19 protein-coding genes are annotated in these 16,507 nt (G+C 65.6%); 12 read left to right on the top strand and 7 right to left on the bottom strand.

The window, feature by feature from the left end:
- The first annotated feature begins 36 nt into the window (after positions 1-36).
- From AC07U1_RS02620 to AC07U1_RS02610, 3 genes are all read left to right on the top strand, one after another.
- A complete protein-coding gene (locus AC07U1_RS02620; protein ID WP_495178864.1) occupies positions 37-1,206 on the top strand; it encodes an acetyl-CoA C-acetyltransferase in 1,170 nt (389 codons plus the stop codon).
- 111 nt (positions 1,207-1,317) lie between these two features.
- Entirely contained in the window at positions 1,318-2,100 is a 783-nt protein-coding gene (locus AC07U1_RS02615) for an SDR family NAD(P)-dependent oxidoreductase (RefSeq protein ID WP_056344390.1), read from the top strand.
- 1 nt (position 2,101) lies between these two features.
- Positions 2,102-2,545, top strand: coding sequence for an acyl-CoA thioesterase (locus AC07U1_RS02610; protein ID WP_495178863.1), 444 nt, complete (start codon positions 2,102-2,104; stop codon positions 2,543-2,545).
- 12 nt (positions 2,546-2,557) lie between these two features.
- On the opposite strand, the gene gmk is transcribed toward AC07U1_RS02610, so the two are convergent.
- Positions 2,558-3,226, bottom strand: coding sequence for a guanylate kinase (gene gmk / locus AC07U1_RS02605; RefSeq protein WP_056344385.1), 669 nt, complete (start codon positions 3,224-3,226; stop codon positions 2,558-2,560).
- Positions 3,227-3,275: 49 nt separating this feature from the next.
- On the opposite strand from gmk, the gene AC07U1_RS02600 reads away from it, so the two are divergent.
- Entirely contained in the window at positions 3,276-3,842 is a 567-nt protein-coding gene (locus AC07U1_RS02600) for a DUF2585 domain-containing protein (protein ID WP_495178862.1), read from the top strand.
- A gap of 203 nt (positions 3,843-4,045) precedes the next feature.
- A complete protein-coding gene (locus AC07U1_RS02595; RefSeq protein WP_495178861.1) occupies positions 4,046-6,352 on the top strand; it encodes a TonB-dependent receptor in 2,307 nt (768 codons plus the stop codon).
- 69 nt (positions 6,353-6,421) lie between these two features.
- Here AC07U1_RS02595 and AC07U1_RS02590 read toward each other — a convergent pair whose 3' ends face one another.
- The 4 genes from AC07U1_RS02590 to AC07U1_RS02575 are packed head-to-tail and all read right to left on the bottom strand — an operon-like array spanning position 6,422 to position 9,022.
- On the bottom strand, positions 6,422-6,790 hold the full coding sequence (locus AC07U1_RS02590) for a hypothetical protein (protein WP_495178860.1): 369 nt from the start codon (positions 6,788-6,790) through the stop codon (positions 6,422-6,424).
- Positions 6,791-6,811: 21 nt separating this feature from the next.
- On the bottom strand, positions 6,812-8,227 hold the full coding sequence (gene fumC, locus AC07U1_RS02585) for a class II fumarate hydratase (RefSeq protein ID WP_495178859.1): 1,416 nt from the start codon (positions 8,225-8,227) through the stop codon (positions 6,812-6,814).
- The gene (locus AC07U1_RS02580) at positions 8,224-8,538 is read right to left on the bottom strand and encodes a hypothetical protein (protein WP_492735760.1); all 315 of its coding nucleotides are present in this window, start codon (positions 8,536-8,538) and stop codon (positions 8,224-8,226) included. The genes fumC and AC07U1_RS02580 overlap by 4 nt, the downstream gene beginning before the upstream one ends.
- 4 nt (positions 8,539-8,542) lie before the next feature.
- On the bottom strand, positions 8,543-9,022 hold the full coding sequence (locus tag AC07U1_RS02575; RefSeq protein WP_495178858.1) for an SspB family protein: 480 nt from the start codon (positions 9,020-9,022) through the stop codon (positions 8,543-8,545).
- Between the two features lie 87 nt (positions 9,023-9,109).
- On the opposite strand from AC07U1_RS02575, the gene hisB reads away from it, so the two are divergent.
- The 5 genes from hisB to AC07U1_RS02550 all read left to right on the top strand — a co-directional run bounded on the left by hisB (position 9,110) and on the right by AC07U1_RS02550 (position 13,039).
- The gene (gene hisB / locus AC07U1_RS02570) at positions 9,110-9,697 is read left to right on the top strand and encodes an imidazoleglycerol-phosphate dehydratase HisB (protein WP_495178857.1); all 588 of its coding nucleotides are present in this window, start codon (positions 9,110-9,112) and stop codon (positions 9,695-9,697) included.
- A gap of 10 nt (positions 9,698-9,707) precedes the next feature.
- Positions 9,708-10,316 carry an imidazole glycerol phosphate synthase subunit HisH gene (hisH, locus tag AC07U1_RS02565; RefSeq protein WP_495178856.1) on the top strand — a complete coding sequence of 203 codons (609 nt, stop codon included), beginning with the start codon at positions 9,708-9,710 and terminating at the stop codon, positions 10,314-10,316.
- The gene (gene hisA / locus AC07U1_RS02560; protein WP_495178855.1) at positions 10,304-11,059 is read left to right on the top strand and encodes a 1-(5-phosphoribosyl)-5-[(5-phosphoribosylamino)methylideneamino]imidazole-4-carboxamide isomerase; all 756 of its coding nucleotides are present in this window, start codon (positions 10,304-10,306) and stop codon (positions 11,057-11,059) included. Before hisH ends, hisA begins: the two co-directional genes overlap by 13 nt.
- A 76-nt stretch (positions 11,060-11,135) precedes the next feature.
- Positions 11,136-11,900, top strand: coding sequence for an imidazole glycerol phosphate synthase subunit HisF (gene hisF / locus AC07U1_RS02555; protein ID WP_495178854.1), 765 nt, complete (start codon positions 11,136-11,138; stop codon positions 11,898-11,900).
- A gap of 50 nt (positions 11,901-11,950) precedes the next feature.
- On the top strand, positions 11,951-13,039 hold the full coding sequence (locus AC07U1_RS02550; RefSeq protein ID WP_056344355.1) for a calcium:cation antiporter: 1,089 nt from the start codon (positions 11,951-11,953) through the stop codon (positions 13,037-13,039).
- 105 nt (positions 13,040-13,144) lie between these two features.
- Here AC07U1_RS02550 and AC07U1_RS02545 read toward each other — a convergent pair whose 3' ends face one another.
- Positions 13,145-14,281 (bottom strand): beta-ketoacyl-ACP synthase III, encoded by a 1,137-nt coding sequence (locus AC07U1_RS02545; RefSeq protein ID WP_495178853.1) that lies wholly within the window; start codon positions 14,279-14,281, stop codon positions 13,145-13,147.
- Between the two features lie 188 nt (positions 14,282-14,469).
- Here AC07U1_RS02545 and AC07U1_RS02540 point away from each other — a divergent pair, with 188 nt between their 5' ends.
- Complete coding sequence (locus AC07U1_RS02540; protein ID WP_056344349.1) at positions 14,470-15,021, top strand: hypothetical protein; 552 nt, start codon at positions 14,470-14,472, stop codon at positions 15,019-15,021.
- 169 nt (positions 15,022-15,190) lie between these two features.
- Here the strand turns inward: AC07U1_RS02540 and AC07U1_RS02535 are convergent, their stop codons facing one another.
- The gene (locus AC07U1_RS02535; protein ID WP_495178852.1) at positions 15,191-15,997 is read right to left on the bottom strand and encodes an SDR family NAD(P)-dependent oxidoreductase; all 807 of its coding nucleotides are present in this window, start codon (positions 15,995-15,997) and stop codon (positions 15,191-15,193) included.
- Between the two features lie 70 nt (positions 15,998-16,067).
- Between AC07U1_RS02535 and AC07U1_RS02530 the strand changes: the two genes are divergently transcribed.
- Complete coding sequence (locus tag AC07U1_RS02530; protein ID WP_495178851.1) at positions 16,068-16,505, top strand: winged helix-turn-helix transcriptional regulator; 438 nt, start codon at positions 16,068-16,070, stop codon at positions 16,503-16,505.
- Positions 16,506-16,507 lie beyond the last annotated feature (2 nt).

Genomic DNA, 16,507 nt, shown 5'->3' with positions numbered 1-16,507 from the left:
CCTATTTATTGCGCCCCACGAAGAAAGGAACTCCCCATGGCTCATGCTTATATCGTCGATGCCGTTCGTACCGCTGGCGGCAAGCGCGGCGGCCGGCTCGCCGGTGTCCACCCCGTCGACCTTGGCGCCGCCGTCTTCGATGCGATCGCCGACCGCAACGATTTCGATACCTCGAAGATCGACGACGTCATCACCGGCTGCGTGTCGCAGGGCGGGCAGCAGACGATGGATTTGGGCCGCAACGCCGTGCTCGCGTCGAACCTGCCCGACTCGATCCCCGCGGTGACGATCGACCGTCAGTGCGGATCGTCGCAGCAGGCGATGATGTTCGCGGCGCAGGCGGTGATGTCGGGCACTCAGGACATCGTCCTCGCCAGTGGCATCGAAAGCATGACGCGTGTGCCGATGGGCAGCGTCGCGACGCTCTTCATCAAGGAAGGCCTCGGTCACTACAAGTCCGAGCGGCTCGAGGAAAAATATCCCGGCATCATGTTCAGCCAGTTCATGGGCGCCGAGATGATCGTCAAGAAGCATGGCTTCACCAAGGACGATCTCGACGCCTTCGCGCTCGAAAGCCATCGCCGCGCCAAGGCAGCGACCGAGGCGGGTCATTTCAAGCGTGAGATCGTGGGGCTGGACATCGACACCCCTGAAGGCCGCGCGATGCACCTCGTAGACGAAGGCATCCGTTTCGACGCGACGCTGGAAGGCATCGCCGGGGTCAAGATCCTGCAGGAAGGCGGCACGATCACCGCCGCCTCGTCGAGCCAGATTTGCGACGGTGCGTCGGCCGCGCTGATCGTTTCGGAACAGGCGCTGAAGGACCATGGTCTCACCCCGCGTGCACGCATCCACCATATTTCGGTGACCGCGGGCGACCCGGTGATCATGCTCGAAGAACCTTTGTTTGCGACGGAAAAGGCGCTGAAGAAGGCGGGCATGAAGATCGAGGACATCGACGCCTATGAAGTGAATGAAGCCTTCGCGCCGGTGCCGCTCGCCTGGCTCAAATATCTCGGCGCCGACCATGCGCGGCTCAACGTCCATGGCGGCGCGATCGCGCTCGGCCACCCGCTCGGCGCCAGCGGCACCAAGCTGATGGCGACGCTGCTCGGCGTGCTCGATGCGACCGGCGGGAAGTACGGCCTACAGACGATGTGCGAAGGCGGCGGCCAGGCCAACGTCACGATCATCGAACGGCTTTGACGAAATCTCCCCTCCCGCTTGCGGGAGGGGTTGGGGGAGGGCCTGTGCTCGCGCCCCCGACATGCCCCACCCAAACCCTCCCCTGAAGGGGAGGGCTTCTAGGAGAAACCCATGAAACTCGATTCCACCGTTTCCGCCGTCGTCACCGGCGGCGCCTCGGGCCTCGGCGCCGCGACCGCGCGCGCGCTGGCGGCTAAGGGCGTCAAGGTCGCGATCTTCGACCTGCAGGAAGAAAAGGGCACCGCGCTCGCGGCCGAACTCGGCGGCGTGTTCTGCGAATGCAATGTCACCGACGACGCGTCGGTCGATGCCGCTTTCGCCAAGTCGCGCGAAGCGATCGGCCAGGAGCGCATCCTCGTGAACTGCGCGGGCACCGGCAACGCGATCAAGACCGCGAGCCGTTCGAAGGAAGACGGCAGCATCAAGCATTTCCCGCTCGATGCGTTCAACTGGATCATCCAGATCAACCTCGTCGGCACCTTCCGCTGCATCGCCAAGTCAGCGGCCGGCATGATGACGCTGCCGCCGATGGAAGACGGCGAGCGCGGCGCGATCGTCAACACCGCGAGCGTCGCGGCCGAGGACGGCCAGATCGGCCAGGCCGCTTACTCCGCATCGAAGGGCGGCGTCGTTGGCATGACGATCCCGATCGCGCGCGACCTCGCGAGCGAGAGCATCCGCGTCAACACGATCCTGCCGGGCATTTTCGACACCCCGCTGCTCGCGGGCGCGCCGCAGAACGTCCGCGACGCATTGGGCGCCTCGGTGCTCAATCCGAAGCGCCTCGGCAACCCGGCGGAATATGCCGGTCTCGCGCTGACGATGATCGAGAATGGCTATTTCAACGGCGAGGACGTCCGCCTCGACGGCGGCATCCGCATGGGCCCGCGCTGATATGGCTAAACCGGAAAGCTGGCGGCTCGATGCCGCCAGCTACCCCGCGTCTATCGAATTGCAGACGCGGTTCCAGGACATGGACATCAACGGCCACCTCAATAATGTGGCCTTTGCCGCGCTGTTCGAAAGCGGCCGGGTGCTCCTCAACCGCGAGGTGCGCCCGCTGACCGATCGCCCGGCGAACGAGCGCACGATGGTCGCGATGGTCGAGATCAATTATCTGGGCGAGGGCAATTTCCCCGACCCGGTGACGATCACCAGCGGCATCGGCCGCATCGGCACCTCGAGCTGGACGATCGTCCAGGCGATGTTCCAGAACGGCCGCGCGATCGCAAGCTGCGACACCGTGGTCGTGTGCCGCACCGACGGTCAGGCCAAGCCGCTGCGCGCCGAGATGGTCGCGGAACTGACCGACAAGCTGGTGACGCCGGCCAATCGATAGGGACTATCCCTGTTATTCGTCGATCGTCGTATCGCTGTCCGGGACCGACCGGATCAGGTCGCGGGCAAAGCCGATCAGGCCGATCTGGCGACGACGCTTCAGCCGTTCGGCGCGCAGGATCGCCATGACTTCGCCATAGCATTCGTCGACCTGATCGTTGATCAGCACATAGTCATAGCCGTCCCAGTGGCTGATCTCGTTCGCCGCGCGCGCCATGCGCGCGGCGATCACCTCGTCGCTGTCGGTGTTGCGCGCGCGCAGCCGCCGTTCGAGTTCTTCCATCGTCGGCGGCAGGACAAAGACGCGCACGACGTCGGGGCCGGCCTCCTGATACAGCTGCTGCGCGCCCTGCCAGTCGATGTCGAACAGCACGTCCTTGCCGGCATCGAGCAGTTCGTCGACGCGCGCGCGGGGGGTGCCGTAACGATGGCCGAAGACATGCGCCCATTCGAGGAACTCGCCGTCGGCCGCCATCTGCTTGAACGTTTCGGTATCGACGAAATGATAATCCTTGCCGTCGACCTCGCCGGGGCGCGGCGGGCGCGTCGTCGCCGAGATCGACAGCGCGATATCCGGATCGGCGAGCAGCATCTTTTTCGAGATGGTGGTCTTGCCCGCGCCCGAGGGCGAGGAGAGGACGAACAACACGCCGCGGCGGTTGAGGTGGACGCTTTCAGCCATGCGGGCTAATTGCGCGACAGCGCGGCGCGGTCAAGCGGGAAGGGCGACGATGATCCTGGGGGTTTCACGAAAAGGCTGGCTGGTCGCCGCGGGGTTGATCGCGCTGTTCACTACGATCCTGTTCGCGATGGGGCGCCCGCCGATCTGCCCGTGCGGGACGATCAGCCTGTGGCACGGCACCGTCCAGTCGAACCAGAACAGCCAGCAGATTTCGGACTGGTACAGCTTCAGCCACATCATCCACGGCTTCATCTTCTATAGCCTCGGTCGCTGGCTGCTGCCGCGCCAGCCCTTGTGGGTCCTGCTGGCGCTCGCGATCGGGATCGAGGCGGCGTGGGAAATATTGGAAAACTCGCCGATCATCATCGACCGCTATCGCGAGGTGACGATGGCGTTCGGCTATTCGGGCGACTCGATCCTCAATTCGGTCAGCGACGCATTGTTCATGATCGCGGGATTCCTCGCGGCGAGCCGGATGCGGTGGTGGGTGACGGTCGCGATTGCCATCGTCTTCGAGCTGTTCACGCTGTGGACGATCCGCGACAATCTGACGCTCAACGTCCTCATGCTCGTCTCGCCGGTCGAGGCGATCAAGGAATGGCAGGCGGGCGGCTGACAGCCTCCACCGCCGGGCGGTTTCGACGCGGCGCCGGACCCCGAGGACGGAGCGGATGTACGAATCGGTTCAGCCCGAACGGATCCGTTCGGCTCGATCGACAGCCCGCGAACCCGTGACTCCCGGCCATAGTTGACGGTTCGTCATATTTTCTCTACGAGCGCAACCTCTATAACCTAGATATATAAGTCAGGGAGAGGCAGATGAAGCTCGGCAAGGCGTTCGCCGCTGGCACGATGGCGGCCATGGGTATCGGCGGATGGGCTGTCCCGTCCGCCTTCGCGCAGGACACGGGCGAGACGGTCGACACGTCGGACGCGATCGACGGCGATATCATCGTCATGGCGCGCAAGCGCGAAGAACGGCTTCAGGACGTGCCGCTCGCGATCACCGCGCTGTCGGGCGAATCGCTGACCAACCAGTCGATCCAGAGCTTCCGCGACCTGCAGGAACAGACGCCGTCGCTGTCGATCAACCCGGTTTCGGCGGACCGCAACTCGACCGCCATCTCGCTGCGCGGCCAGACGCAGACCGACGCGCTGCTCACCACCGACCCCGCGGTCGGAATCTATCTCGACGGCGTAAACATCGCCAAGACGATCTCGACCGAAATGTCGAACCTGATCGACGTCGATCGCGTCGAGATATTGAAAGGGCCGCAGGGCACGCTGTTCGGCCGCAACACCACCGGCGGCGCGATCAATATCTTCTACAAACAACCGACCGACCATTTCGAAGGCAAGCTCGTCCTGCGCACCGACGAATATCGGCGTCGCGGCGCGTCGGCGATCGTCAATGTGCCGCTCGCGAGCACGCTGGCGCTGCGCGTCGTCGGTCAATATGACAAGCGCGACGGCTATGGCCGCAACCGCGTCGACGGCAAATATATCGGCGGCGACCTCAACGGCGGCAACCTGCGCGCGGCGCTGCGCTGGGACGTCAGCGACGACATCGACCTGACGCTGCGCGGCGACTACAACAAGGCCAGCACCTCGACCCTCGCCTGGCATATCGCCGGGGTGCGGCCGACGTCGGCGCTGCTGACCAACGCGATCGCCCAGGGCGGCAGCCTCGCCGACATCCTCGCGCAGAACGCCGACTATCGCGACGTCAACCATGGCGGCGAAAGCATCAGCCGGATCGAGGCATGGGGCACCTCCGCCACGCTCAATATCCGCCTGAACGACAGCATCGATTTCAAATCGATCAGCGCCTATCGCGAACTCGACCGGTTGACGCAGCACGATCTGGATGCGACGACCTTCAACCTCATTCTCGTTCGCCAGCCGACCCGGCAAAAGGTCTTTACGCAGGAATCGCAGATTTCCGGCGTGTCGCTCGACGACCGGCTGAACTGGATCTTCGGCGCCTTCTATTCGCGCGAAACGGGCACCGACGGCACGCGCACGATCAACTATAACACGACCACCAACGTCGACGGCCGGACGGTCAATGTCACCGATGGTTCGGTCGAGAATTCGAGCATCGCGGGTTTTGCGCAGGCGACCTTCAAGCTCACCGACGCGCTCAGCCTGACCGGAGGGCTGCGCTATACCAAGGACACCAAGGCGCTCGATTCGCGCAACCGGGTCGACCGGCCGCTGGGCACCTTCCTTCGCTGCAACCTGCCCACCGCGATCGTCGGCACCGTAACGACCGAGGCTGGCTGCGTCGCCAATCTGAAGCAAAGCTATTCCGACTGGTCCTATATGGCGACGCTCGATTACAAGCCGCGCGACGGGCTGCTTTTCTACGCCCGCACCGCACGCGGCTACAAGGCGGGGGGCTTCAACCTGCGCGGCGGCGCCGATCCACTGACCTTCCAGCCCTTCGATCCCGAAACGGTCACCGATTATGAACTGGGCCTCAAGTCCGACTGGTTCGACCGCCGGCTGCGCCTCAACCTGGCGGGCTATATCTCGAAATATGACGGGATCCAGCGCACGGTGGTCGTCGGCAGCTCGCTGCCGCCGCCGAGCCCGCCGACGCTGACCGTGGTGCGCAACGCCGCGAAGGGCACGATCAAGGGTTTCGAGGCGGAGGCGACCGCGGTGCCGCTCGACGGCCTCACGCTGCGCGGCGCGCTCGGCTATGTCCATGCCCGCTATGACGATTATGTCAGCAACGGGGTGGATCGTTCGTTCGAACGCTTCCCCTATCTGCCGGCGTGGAACTGGTCGTTGTCGGCGGCTTATGAGCATGAGATGCCGGGTGGGCCGCTGCGCGCGCAGATCGATTATGCCTATAAGGGCACGCATGACGGCGCGCCGAGCAGCCTGACCGATCCGTTGACCAAGACCTGGACGACGATTCAGGGCTATGGTCTCCTCAACCTCCGCATTTCCAAGACGTTCGAAAAGCCGTCGATGAATGTGGCGCTGTTCGTGAAGAACCTGACCGACAAGCGCTATGGCACCACGGTTCTCGATTTCTCGGGCAGCCTTGGTTATGTGCTCACCGCGCCGGGCGATCCGCGGATCATCGGCGCCGAAGTCAGCTTCGACTTCTGACGACAGGGGCGGGGCTTATGTCCCGCCCCCTCATCGCCGGTGCTGGGCAGGTAGGTGCCGGGCCGGTGCCTAGTGGATGACGGGGCGGGGACGCGCTTCGTCGATCGGGATCGCCGGGGGCAGCGCATCGCCCATGCTCTCGCCGTCCGAAAGCGGTTCGCCGGTGCCGGCATAGCTATCGACCACGCCTTCGCGGGCGAGTTCGGGATCGAGCGCATGCGCTTGCTCCGCTGCCTTGCGCGCCGCGGCGCGGTCGGCCCATTTCTTGGTGAGATACCCCGCCGCGCCCCAAGCCGCGATCGCGGCATAACGCTGGGGAAACAGGCGCCTTGCTGCGAACAGGGTCGCCGCGCCGATCACCGCGCCGGCGACGGGGTGGCCGCCCTTCTGCTTTCCGATGGCGCTGCCGAGAACGCCGCCAACAATCCTGCCGATCATGCCCATCTCTCCTTCTCCCCATCAATCCCCGGAGGGCCGGGTCGGTTCCGCACCCAGCATCGTGCGTGGGTCGACGACGCGGTCGAAGGTGTCGGCATCGACATAGCCCAGATCGAGCGCGGCCTCGCGCAGCGTCGACCCCGTCTCATGCGCATGTTTCGCGATCTTCGCCGCCTTGTCGTAACCGATTTCGGGCGCCAGCGCGGTGACGAGCATCAGCGAGCGATTCATCAATTCATCGATGCGGCCGCGATTGGGTTCGAGCCCGATCACGCAATGCTCGGTGAAACCCGCCATGCCGATCGCGAGCAGGTCGATCGAGCGCAGCACGTTCGATCCGATCAGCGGCTTGAAGACGTTGAGTTCCAGATGCCCCTGTAGCCCGCCAACCGTGACGGCCTGATGGTTGCCGACAACCTGCGCCGCGACCATCGTCAGCATCTCGCACTGGGTCGGGTTGACCTTGCCCGGCATGATCGAGCTGCCGGGTTCGTTCGCGGGAAGGTCGAGTTCGCCGAGGCCGGCGCGCGGACCCGAGCCGAGCAGGCGGATGTCGTTGGCGATCTTGGTCAGCGCGACCGCGAGCGTGTTTAGCGCGCCCGAGAAGAAGACGAGCCCGTCGTTCGACGCCAGCGCCTCAAACTTGTTGCGCGCGGGTTCGAAGGCGATGCCGGTGGTCTTCGACAGCTCGGCGGCGATCGCGACATCGAAACCCGCCGGCGCATTGAGTCCCGTGCCGACCGCGGTGCCGCCCTGCGCAAGCTTGTTGATATTGTGGGCGAGCGCGCCCTCGATCCGCGCTCGGCAGGCGATCAGCTGCGCGACATAGCCCGAGAACTCCTGTCCCAGCGTCAGCGGGGTCGCGTCCTGCAAATGGGTGCGGCCGATCTTGACGATGTCGGCCCACGCCTCGACCTTGACGGTCAACGCGTCGGTCAGCGTCGCGAGCGCGGGGAGCAACCGCTTCGTGGTCTCGATCGCGACAGCGACATGGATAGCGGTGGGAAAGCTGTCGTTCGACGACTGCGCCATGTTGACATGGTCGTTGGGGTGGACGGGCGACTTGCCGCCGCGCTGCCCCGCCAGCGCCTCATTGGCGATACCCGCGATCACCTCATTGGCGTTCATGTTCGACTGGGTGCCGCTGCCCGTCTGCCAGATGGCGAGCGGGAATTGGGCGTCATATTCGCCCGCGATGACATGATCGGCGGCGGCGACGATCGCATCGGCAAGATGGCCATCGAGGCCGTGACTGCGATTGACCGTGGCGGCGGCGCGCTTGACCCGCGCCAGCGCGTGGACGATCGGCAACGGCATCCGCTCGTGCGCGGGAAAGGCGAAATTGTGGCGACTGCGTTCGGTCTGCGCCCCCCAATAGGCGTCCGCCGGAACCGCGATCTCGCCGATGCTGTCGCTCTCGATTCGCGTCTCGCTCATCCGATCAGCATCCGCGTCACCAGCACCGCGCCCGCCCAGATCGCCGCGACGGTACCGAGCAATTGCCAATAGCCGCTGTCGCCGACGCGCGGGCGCAGCCAGCCGGGGGCGAGCCAGACGATGACCAGCGCCGGGGTCGGCGCGAGCAGGCTGAAGCGCAGGATGCCGTCACCGATATCGCTGCCGGTGCCGCCGCTTTCGAGGAGCGCAAAACCCTCGACCCCCCACCAGAAGGCCGCAGTCAGCACGACCATGCCGGCGAGGGCCCAATATTGCCAGAAGCGGCTGGGGGGCCATGTGGGGCCGCCCATGACGCTAACGTTTCTTGCCGAAATCCACGGTGACGACGTTCGTCCCGTCCTCACTCGTCACGTCGGGGCGGTCATTGTCGGCCTCGTCATGCGGTTCGGGTTCGGCGCCGTCGTCGCTGACCTGGAACTGCAGCCCGAAATCGACCGACGGATCGACGAAGGCGGTGATCGCGGCGTAGGGGATCGTCAGGATCGACGGGGTCTGGTTGAACGACAGGCCGACGCTGAACAGGTCTTCCTCGACCGTCAGGTCCCAAAACCGGTTCTGTAGCACGATCGTCATCTCGTCGGGGAATTTGGCGATCAGATGCGCGGGGATGTCGACTCCCGACGCCTGCGTCTTGAAGGTGATATAGAAATGATGCTCGCCGGGCAGGCTGTCATAGCCTTCGATCTGGCGCAGCACGCGGCCGACCACCGCGCGCAGGGCGTCCTGCACGATCTCGTCATAGGGAATCAGGCTGTCGCGAACGTCTTCAGTCATGGCGCAGGGGGATGAACGCCGGTCGCGTGCCGGTCAAGGGGGGAGAGTCGCCTTGCAACGCGAAAAGTGGGTGCTATGGCGTCGGCCATGCGAACCGCCACCGTCCAGCGCACGACCAAGGAAACCGACATCGCGATCGCCGTCAATCTCGACGGCACCGGCGATTATGCGGTGTCCACCGGCATCGGTTTCCTCGACCATATGGTCGAGCAATTGTCGCGCCACTCGCTGATCGACATCTCGATGCAGGTGAAGGGCGACCTCCACATCGACCAGCATCACACCGTTGAGGACAGCGCGCTCGCGCTCGGCGAAGCGGTGGCGAAGGCGCTCGGCGACAAGCGCGGTATCGCGCGCTACGGCGAGGCGCATGCGCCGATGGACGAAACGCTGACCCGCTGCGTGCTCGACATTTCGGGGCGTCCGCACTGCGTCTATAAGTCCGCCTTCTCGCAGCCGCGGCTGGGCGAGATGGACACCGAGATGTTCCCGCACTGGTTCCACAGCTTCGCGCAGGCGGCGGGCATCACGCTGCACATCGAGATGCTGTACGGCGAGAACAACCATCATATCGCCGAGAGCATGTATAAGGCGCTGGCCCGTGCGCTGCGGCAGGCGGTCGAGATCGACCCGCGCAAGGGCGATGCGATTCCGTCGACCAAGGGGGTCCTCTAAGGACCGTCCGATGAGCGCCATCGCCCTGATCGACTATGGCGCGGGCAATCTTCGCTCGGTGCACAATGCGCTCGTCGCCGCGGGCGCGACCGACGTTGCCGTCACCGCCGATCCCGATGTCGTGGCGAAGGCCGACCGGATTGTGTTGCCCGGCGTGGGTGCGTTCGCCGCGTGCATGAACGGGCTTTCCGCGATCCCCGGGCTGATCGACGCGATGGAACAGCGCGTTCGCGGGCAGGGCGCGCCCTTTCTCGGCATCTGCGTCGGCATGCAATTGCTCGCCGATGCGGGCGAGGAGCATGGCACGCATCAGGGCCTCGGCTGGATCGGCGGCACGGTACGCGCCTTCACCCCCGCTCCCGGGCTGCGCATCCCGCATATGGGCTGGAACGACGTCATCCCGGCGGGCGATCATCCGGTGATCGCGGCGGGCGAGGCCTATTATCTCCACTCCTATCATTTCGCCGACGCGACCGACGTCGCGGCGACGAGCGACCATGGCGGGCTGTTCACCGCGGCGGTCGCGAAGGACAACATCGTCGGCGTCCAATATCATCCCGAAAAAAGCCAGGCCTATGGCCTAGCAACGCTCGAAAGATTTCTCGCATGGCGGCCCTGACCATCTTCCCCGCGATCGACCTCAAAGGCGGGCAGGTGGTGCGGCTTGCCGAGGGCGATATGGCGCGCGCGACCGTCTATGGCGACGATCCGGCGGCACAGGCGCGGCTGTTCGCCGCTGCGGGCGCGTCTCACCTGCACGTCGTCGACCTCGACGGCGCCTTCGCGGGGACAAGCGTCAACGGTGTCGCAGTCGAGAGCATCGTCGCGGCCTTTCCGGGCAAGGTGCAGGTCGGTGGCGGTATCCGCGACCGCGCGGGCGTCGACCGCTGGCTGGCGCTTGGGGTCGAGCGCGTGATCATCGGTACCGCCGCGCTCAAAGACCCCGAATTCGTCAAATCCGCCGCGCGCGACCTGCCCGGCCGGATCGTCGTCGGGGTCGATGCGCGCGACGGCATGGTCGCGACCGAGGGCTGGGCCGATGTCTCCGACGTGCGTGTCGAGGACCTCGCGCGCCGTTTCGAGGATGCCGGCGTCGCCGCGCTGCTGTTCACCGACGTCGGCCGCGACGGGCTGCTCAAGGGCTGTAATGTCGAGGCGACGGTCGCGCTGGCCAAGGTGGTCGATATTCCGGTGATCGCGAGCGGCGGGGTCGCCGACATCCACGACATCTACGCGCTGCGCCCGCATGTCGCCGACGGGATCGAGGGTGTGATCACCGGGCGCGCGCTTTACGACGGGCGGCTCGACTTGGCGCAAGCGATCGCGGTGGGCAATTCCCCTCCCGCTGGCGGGAGGGGCTAGGGGAGGGCATGCCCAAAGCGCTTCCGTCCCGAAACAGGCCCTCCCCCAACCCCTCCCACAGGTGGGAGGGGAGCAAGTGACCGTCCGTGTCCGCGTCATCCCCTGCCTCGACGTCGCCGACGGGCGTGTCGTCAAGGGCGTCAATTTCGTCGACCTGCGCGACGCGGGCGATCCGGTCGAGGCGGCGCGCGCCTATGACGCTGCGGGCGCCGACGAACTCTGCTTTCTCGACATCGGCGCGACGCATCAGGGGCGCGGCACCCTGCTCGACATGGTCAGCCGCACCGCCGAAGTCTGCTTCATGCCGCTGACGGTCGGCGGCGGGGTACGCAGCGCCGACGATGCGCGCGCGCTACTGCTCGCCGGCGCCGACAAGGTCGCGGTCAACAGCGCCGCGGTCGCGCGGCCCGAACTCGTCGCCGATATCGCCGACCGCTTCGGCAGCCAGTGCGCGGTGGGCAGCATCGACGCGCGGCGTGTGGCAGAGGACCGCTGGGAAATCTTCACCCATGGTGGGCGCACGCCGACCGGGGTCGATGCGTTGGAGCATGCGGTGCGGCTCGCCACCCTCGGCGCGGGCGAATTGCTCGTGACCAGCATGGACCGCGACGGCACCAAGGACGGTTACGACCTCGCGCTCACCCGCGCGATCGCCGATGCGGTGAGCGTGCCGGTGATCGCAAGCGGAGGCGTCGGCAATCTCGACCATCTGGTCGCCGGCGTGGTCGAGGGCGGCGCGAGCGCAGTGCTCGCCGCGAGCATCTTCCACTTCGGCGAAGCGACGATCGCCGACGCCCATGCGCGGCTCGCCGCAGCGGGACTGCCAGTGCGCGTGCATTAATCCGCCTGCGAGGGGTGGTCAGGGCGGAATCGGACTGCAATAGAAGCCCGATGCAAAGCAAACTCCGCATCGCCGACCGTACCAACGACATTTTCCCGATCCTCGGCTTCGTCGCCGCGATGGCGAGTTTCGCGATGCCGCTGAACGCCTGGCTCGTCGCCTTCATCCTGATGGGCGCCGTCGTCGCGGCGGTCCATCATGCCGAGGTGATCGCACATCGCGTTGGCGAGCCTTTCGGGACGCTGATCCTCGCACTCGCGGTGACGGTGATCGAGGTCGGCCTGATCCTGACCCTGATGCAGGCCGAACCCGAGAAGGCGCAGACACTGGCGCGCGACACGGTGTTCGCGGCGGTGATGGTGATCCTCAACCTGCTGATGGGGCTTTGCCTGCTAAGCGGGGCGATCCGCCATCATGAACAGCGGTTCCAGCGTACTGGTATCGGCGCCGCGCTCGCGACGCTGACCGTGTTGACGGTCGTGACGCTGGTGCTGCCCAATTTCACGTCGAGCGCGCCGGGGTCCTTTTATTCCCCCGTCCAGCTCGGTTTCGTCGCGGCGGTGTCGCTGATCCTCTATGCGACCTTCGCGCTGGTGCAGACGGTTCGCCACCGCGACTATTTCCTTCCCGACGGCGATGCCGACGGGGACGGTGAACCTGATGCGCACGCCGCGCCCCCGACCGTCCAGCGCACCGCGATATCGGGCGCGCTGCTGCTCGCCAGCCTGGTCGCGGTCGTCCTGCTCGCCAAGAATTTGTCGCCGGTGATGGGCGCGCTGCTGTCCGACTGGGGCGCGCCGCCGGCGGTGCTCGGCGTGCTGATCGCGGCGCTGATTCTCGCGCCGGAAGGGCTTGCCGCAGTGCGTGCGGCCAAGGCCGATCGCTTGCAGACCAGCCTCAACCTCGCGCTGGGTTCGGCGCTGGCGACGATCGGCCTCACCATCCCCGCGGTCGCGATCCTGTCGATCATGACTGACCTGCCGATCAGCCTCGGCCTCGACGCCAAGTCGACCGTGTTGCTGTTTCTGTCGCTGATCGTGTCGGTGCAGACGCTGGCGAACGGACGGACGACGGTGCTGCAGGGGGTGATCCACCTGATGCTGTTCGCGATCTACCTGTTCACGACCTTCGTGCCCTAATGCGTCGCCCCCGCGAAGGGCGACTAGAGTCACGTGCCTCTTGTCGCGGCCGTTGGCGATGTAGCGCAAGGTCGATAGCGGCCCCTGCCTTCGCAGGGGCGACGACTATGTCTTCCGAACGAATACAGTCCCTGCGCTATACCCCGCGCCGAACGAACAGATCAGCCCGGTGTCGCCCGCGCTCATATCCTCATGGTTCAGGTGGAAGGCGATGATCGACCCCGCGCTCGAGGTGTTGCCATAGGTGTCGAGCACCGTCGGGCTTTCGTCCTCGCTCGCCTCATGCCCCAGCACGCGCTGGGCGATCAGGCGGTTCATGTTGGTGTTCGCCTGGTGCAGCCACAGCCGGCGCATGTCGCCGCCCTCCAGCCCCAGTAGCTCCATCTGCTCGACGATCAGGTTCGCGACCCAGGGCACGACCTCCTTGAACACCTTGCGGCCTTCCTGGACGAACAGCTTGTCGGTCTTCGGTCCTGACTGGTCGATGCCGCCGTGGCCGCGATTGAGGAACCCGAAATTGTTGCGGATGTTGTTCGAGAATTGCGTTTTGAGCTTGGTGCCGAGGATGTCCCAATGGCCCGTCGGGGCGATGTCCTTGTCCTCGACGAGGATCGCGGTCGCGACGTCGCCGAAGATGAAGTGGCTGTCGCGGTCGCGCCAGTTGAGATGGCCCGAACAGATTTCGGGGTTCACGACGAGCACGCTCTTCGCGTGGCCGGCGCGGATATAGTCGGCGGCGGTCTGGATGCCGAAGGTCGCCGACGAGCAGGCGACATTCATGTCGAAGCCGAAGCCGTCGATACCGAGCGCGTCCTGGATCTCGACCGCCATCGCCGGATAGGGGCGCTGCATGTTCGACGCCGCGCACAGCACCGCATCGACGTCCCCCGCGTCGCGTCCGGCGCGCATCAGCGCGTCTTTCGCCGCCGCGACGCCGATTTCGGCGAGCAGCGAAATCTCGTCATTGCTGCGGTTGTCGAGGCGCGGCGCCATATGTGCGGGGTCGAGGATGCCGGCCTTGTCGACGACGAAGCGCGACCCGATACCGCTCGCTTTCTCGATGAACTCGACGCTCGATTCGGTCAGTTCCGCCACATCGCCCTTTGCGATGGCCTGTGCATTTTCCCTATTGTGCAGTGCAACATACTGGTTAAAACTGGCGACAAGTTCTTCGTTGGAGATGGCTTCGGCGGGGGTGAAAAGGCCGGTCGAGGAAAGTACCGGCTGCGGTGCGTGCGACATGATGGCTCTCGTGTGTCAGTTTCAAGACACGCTGATTAGGCTCCGTCGCGGCATCGCGCAACGCCCCCAAGTCGGATGAACAATCGCCAACGTCATGGTTAACCGGCCACTAACCATTTTGGTGGCAGACTGCCTAATTGCAGGCCTCCGGGGGGATGGCTCCCCGGGCGCCGTGCGGGAGCATGACCATGGCGACGCGTTCTGGACCAGCAGCCGGCGAGCTGTCCTTTGCGGAAATCAAGGAATTTGCGGGCTTCCCTGCGGCGACGCAGCGCTACATCCGCCGCTCGCTCGATATCGGGCTCGAGCGCGACGATGCGATCAGCCGCTGGTCGCGCGACATGGTCGAGGAGACCGCGATCCGCGTCCAGGCGCGCGTCTATCAGCGGATCAACGAAATTCGCGCGCATATTCCCGATGACAGCGGCCTCGACGCGCTCGAACATTTCATGGCGCCGCTCGTCGCGGTGTCGGCCTTCGATCTCGGGCAGGACCGCCTGCCGGGCTTTGCGTCCTACCGCTTCCTCTATGAACGACTGCTCGGCGCGCATGCGCGGCCGTGGCTGCCGGGTGCCTTTTGCGCGGCGGCGTCGCTGCCGCACCTGCACCCCGACAAGCGCAAGATCCTGCTCCAGTCGATCAGCGAAGCGGCGGCCACCGCCCCCGGCTGGTCCGCGCGCGAGCCGAGCTTCTACCCCGAATGGGTCGAGAAGATCGACGAGACCAGACCGGCGAATTGAGAGCGCGGTCCGCTTTGGAGCGAGAAGCGGACCCTTTTTTCCGTTCGCGTCGAGCGAAGTCGAGACACCCCGAAGGCGTGCGCTACCGATGGGTGTCTCGACTTCGCTCGACACGAGCGGGATTTGAAGGGCGGTTTGTCCGCAACCGACCCTTTCCCGCCGCTCGTGGTCAAGCTGCTTGCGTGGTCCGATACCGCCCCGCCACCTCGCGGCGCGACAGCCCCGGTCCCATCGCCAGCCGCGCCGCCTGATAGGCATCCCACTGGCCTTCGTCGGCGAGCGGCGGGATCGTGACTTCCTCGCCGCGATCGAGACCGGTCAGCGCCGCGTCGACCAGGTCGCCGGCGTCCATCACCATCTCGGCCGGAAACGTATCGATATCCTTGCCCGACCGTTCCCAGATTTCGGTGCGCGTCGCGCCCGGCAGCACCGCCTGCACCAGCACCCCGCGTTCGCGGACGCTGTTCGCGAGCGACACGCTGAGGTTGAGCAGGAACGCCTTCGACCCGCTGTAGACACCTTCGAACGTCTCAGGCGCCAGCGCGAGCACCGAGGCGATGTTGACGATCTTGCCCGTGCCGCGCGCGGCGAACGCCTTGCCCGCCGCGATCGCCAGCCTCGCCGCGGCGGTGATGTTCAGCGCGATGATCGTCTGGATCTCGCTCGTGCCGTTTTCCAGCGTTGCGCCGTTCAGCGACATGCCGGCATTGTTCACGAACAGCGCGATGCCCGTATTGTCGATCAGCCGCTGCTCGATCCGCGTCACATCGTCGCTTTTGGTCAGGTCGGCGGCGATCACGTCGACCGCGACGCCGTAATCGGCGCGCAGCTTCGTCGCACGCTCCTCCAACTGCACGCCGTTGCGCGCGACGAGGATCAGGTCGTGGCCGCGCTTGCCGAGGCGGTCGGCATATACGGCCCCAAGGCCGGTCGAGGCGCCTGTGATGAGGGCGGTTCCCTGGATTTTGTCGATCATCGTCTGTCTCCTTTTGCTGGCCCCAAACGGGTCACTTGCAAAATGATAGTAACTGCTCCATATCCTTTCAATGACCGACGATGAAAAAAATTTCGGGACCTGCCCGATCGACCGCGGGCTGACGCTGATAGGCGATCGCTGGTCGATGCTGGTGCTGCGCGACGTGCAGCGCGGTTTCACCCGCTACGACCAGATGCGGACCAGCCTCGGCATCGCACCGAATATCCTCGCGCGGCGCCTCACCGCGCTCGCCGACGCGGGACTGCTCGAAAAGCGCCGCTACAGCCAGCGCCCGCCGCGCGACGAATATCTGCTCACCGAAAAGGGCCGCGACTTCCTGCCCATCCTCGCTGCGATCGGCGCATGGGGACGCAAGCATAATGGTGGCGGTGCGCTGACGCGCCAGGTCGATATCGAAACGGGTCAGGCGATCCGCCCGGTGGTGATCGACGCCAACACCGGCGCCCCGCTCGGGACGCGCGAACTGAGGATCGAATATCCGGAATAGCG

This window comes from Sphingopyxis sp. GW821-FHT02C12, from assembly GCF_059421785.1.
The sequence above is the reverse complement of the archived record's forward strand: the minus strand, read 5'-3'. Positions and strand labels throughout refer to the sequence as shown.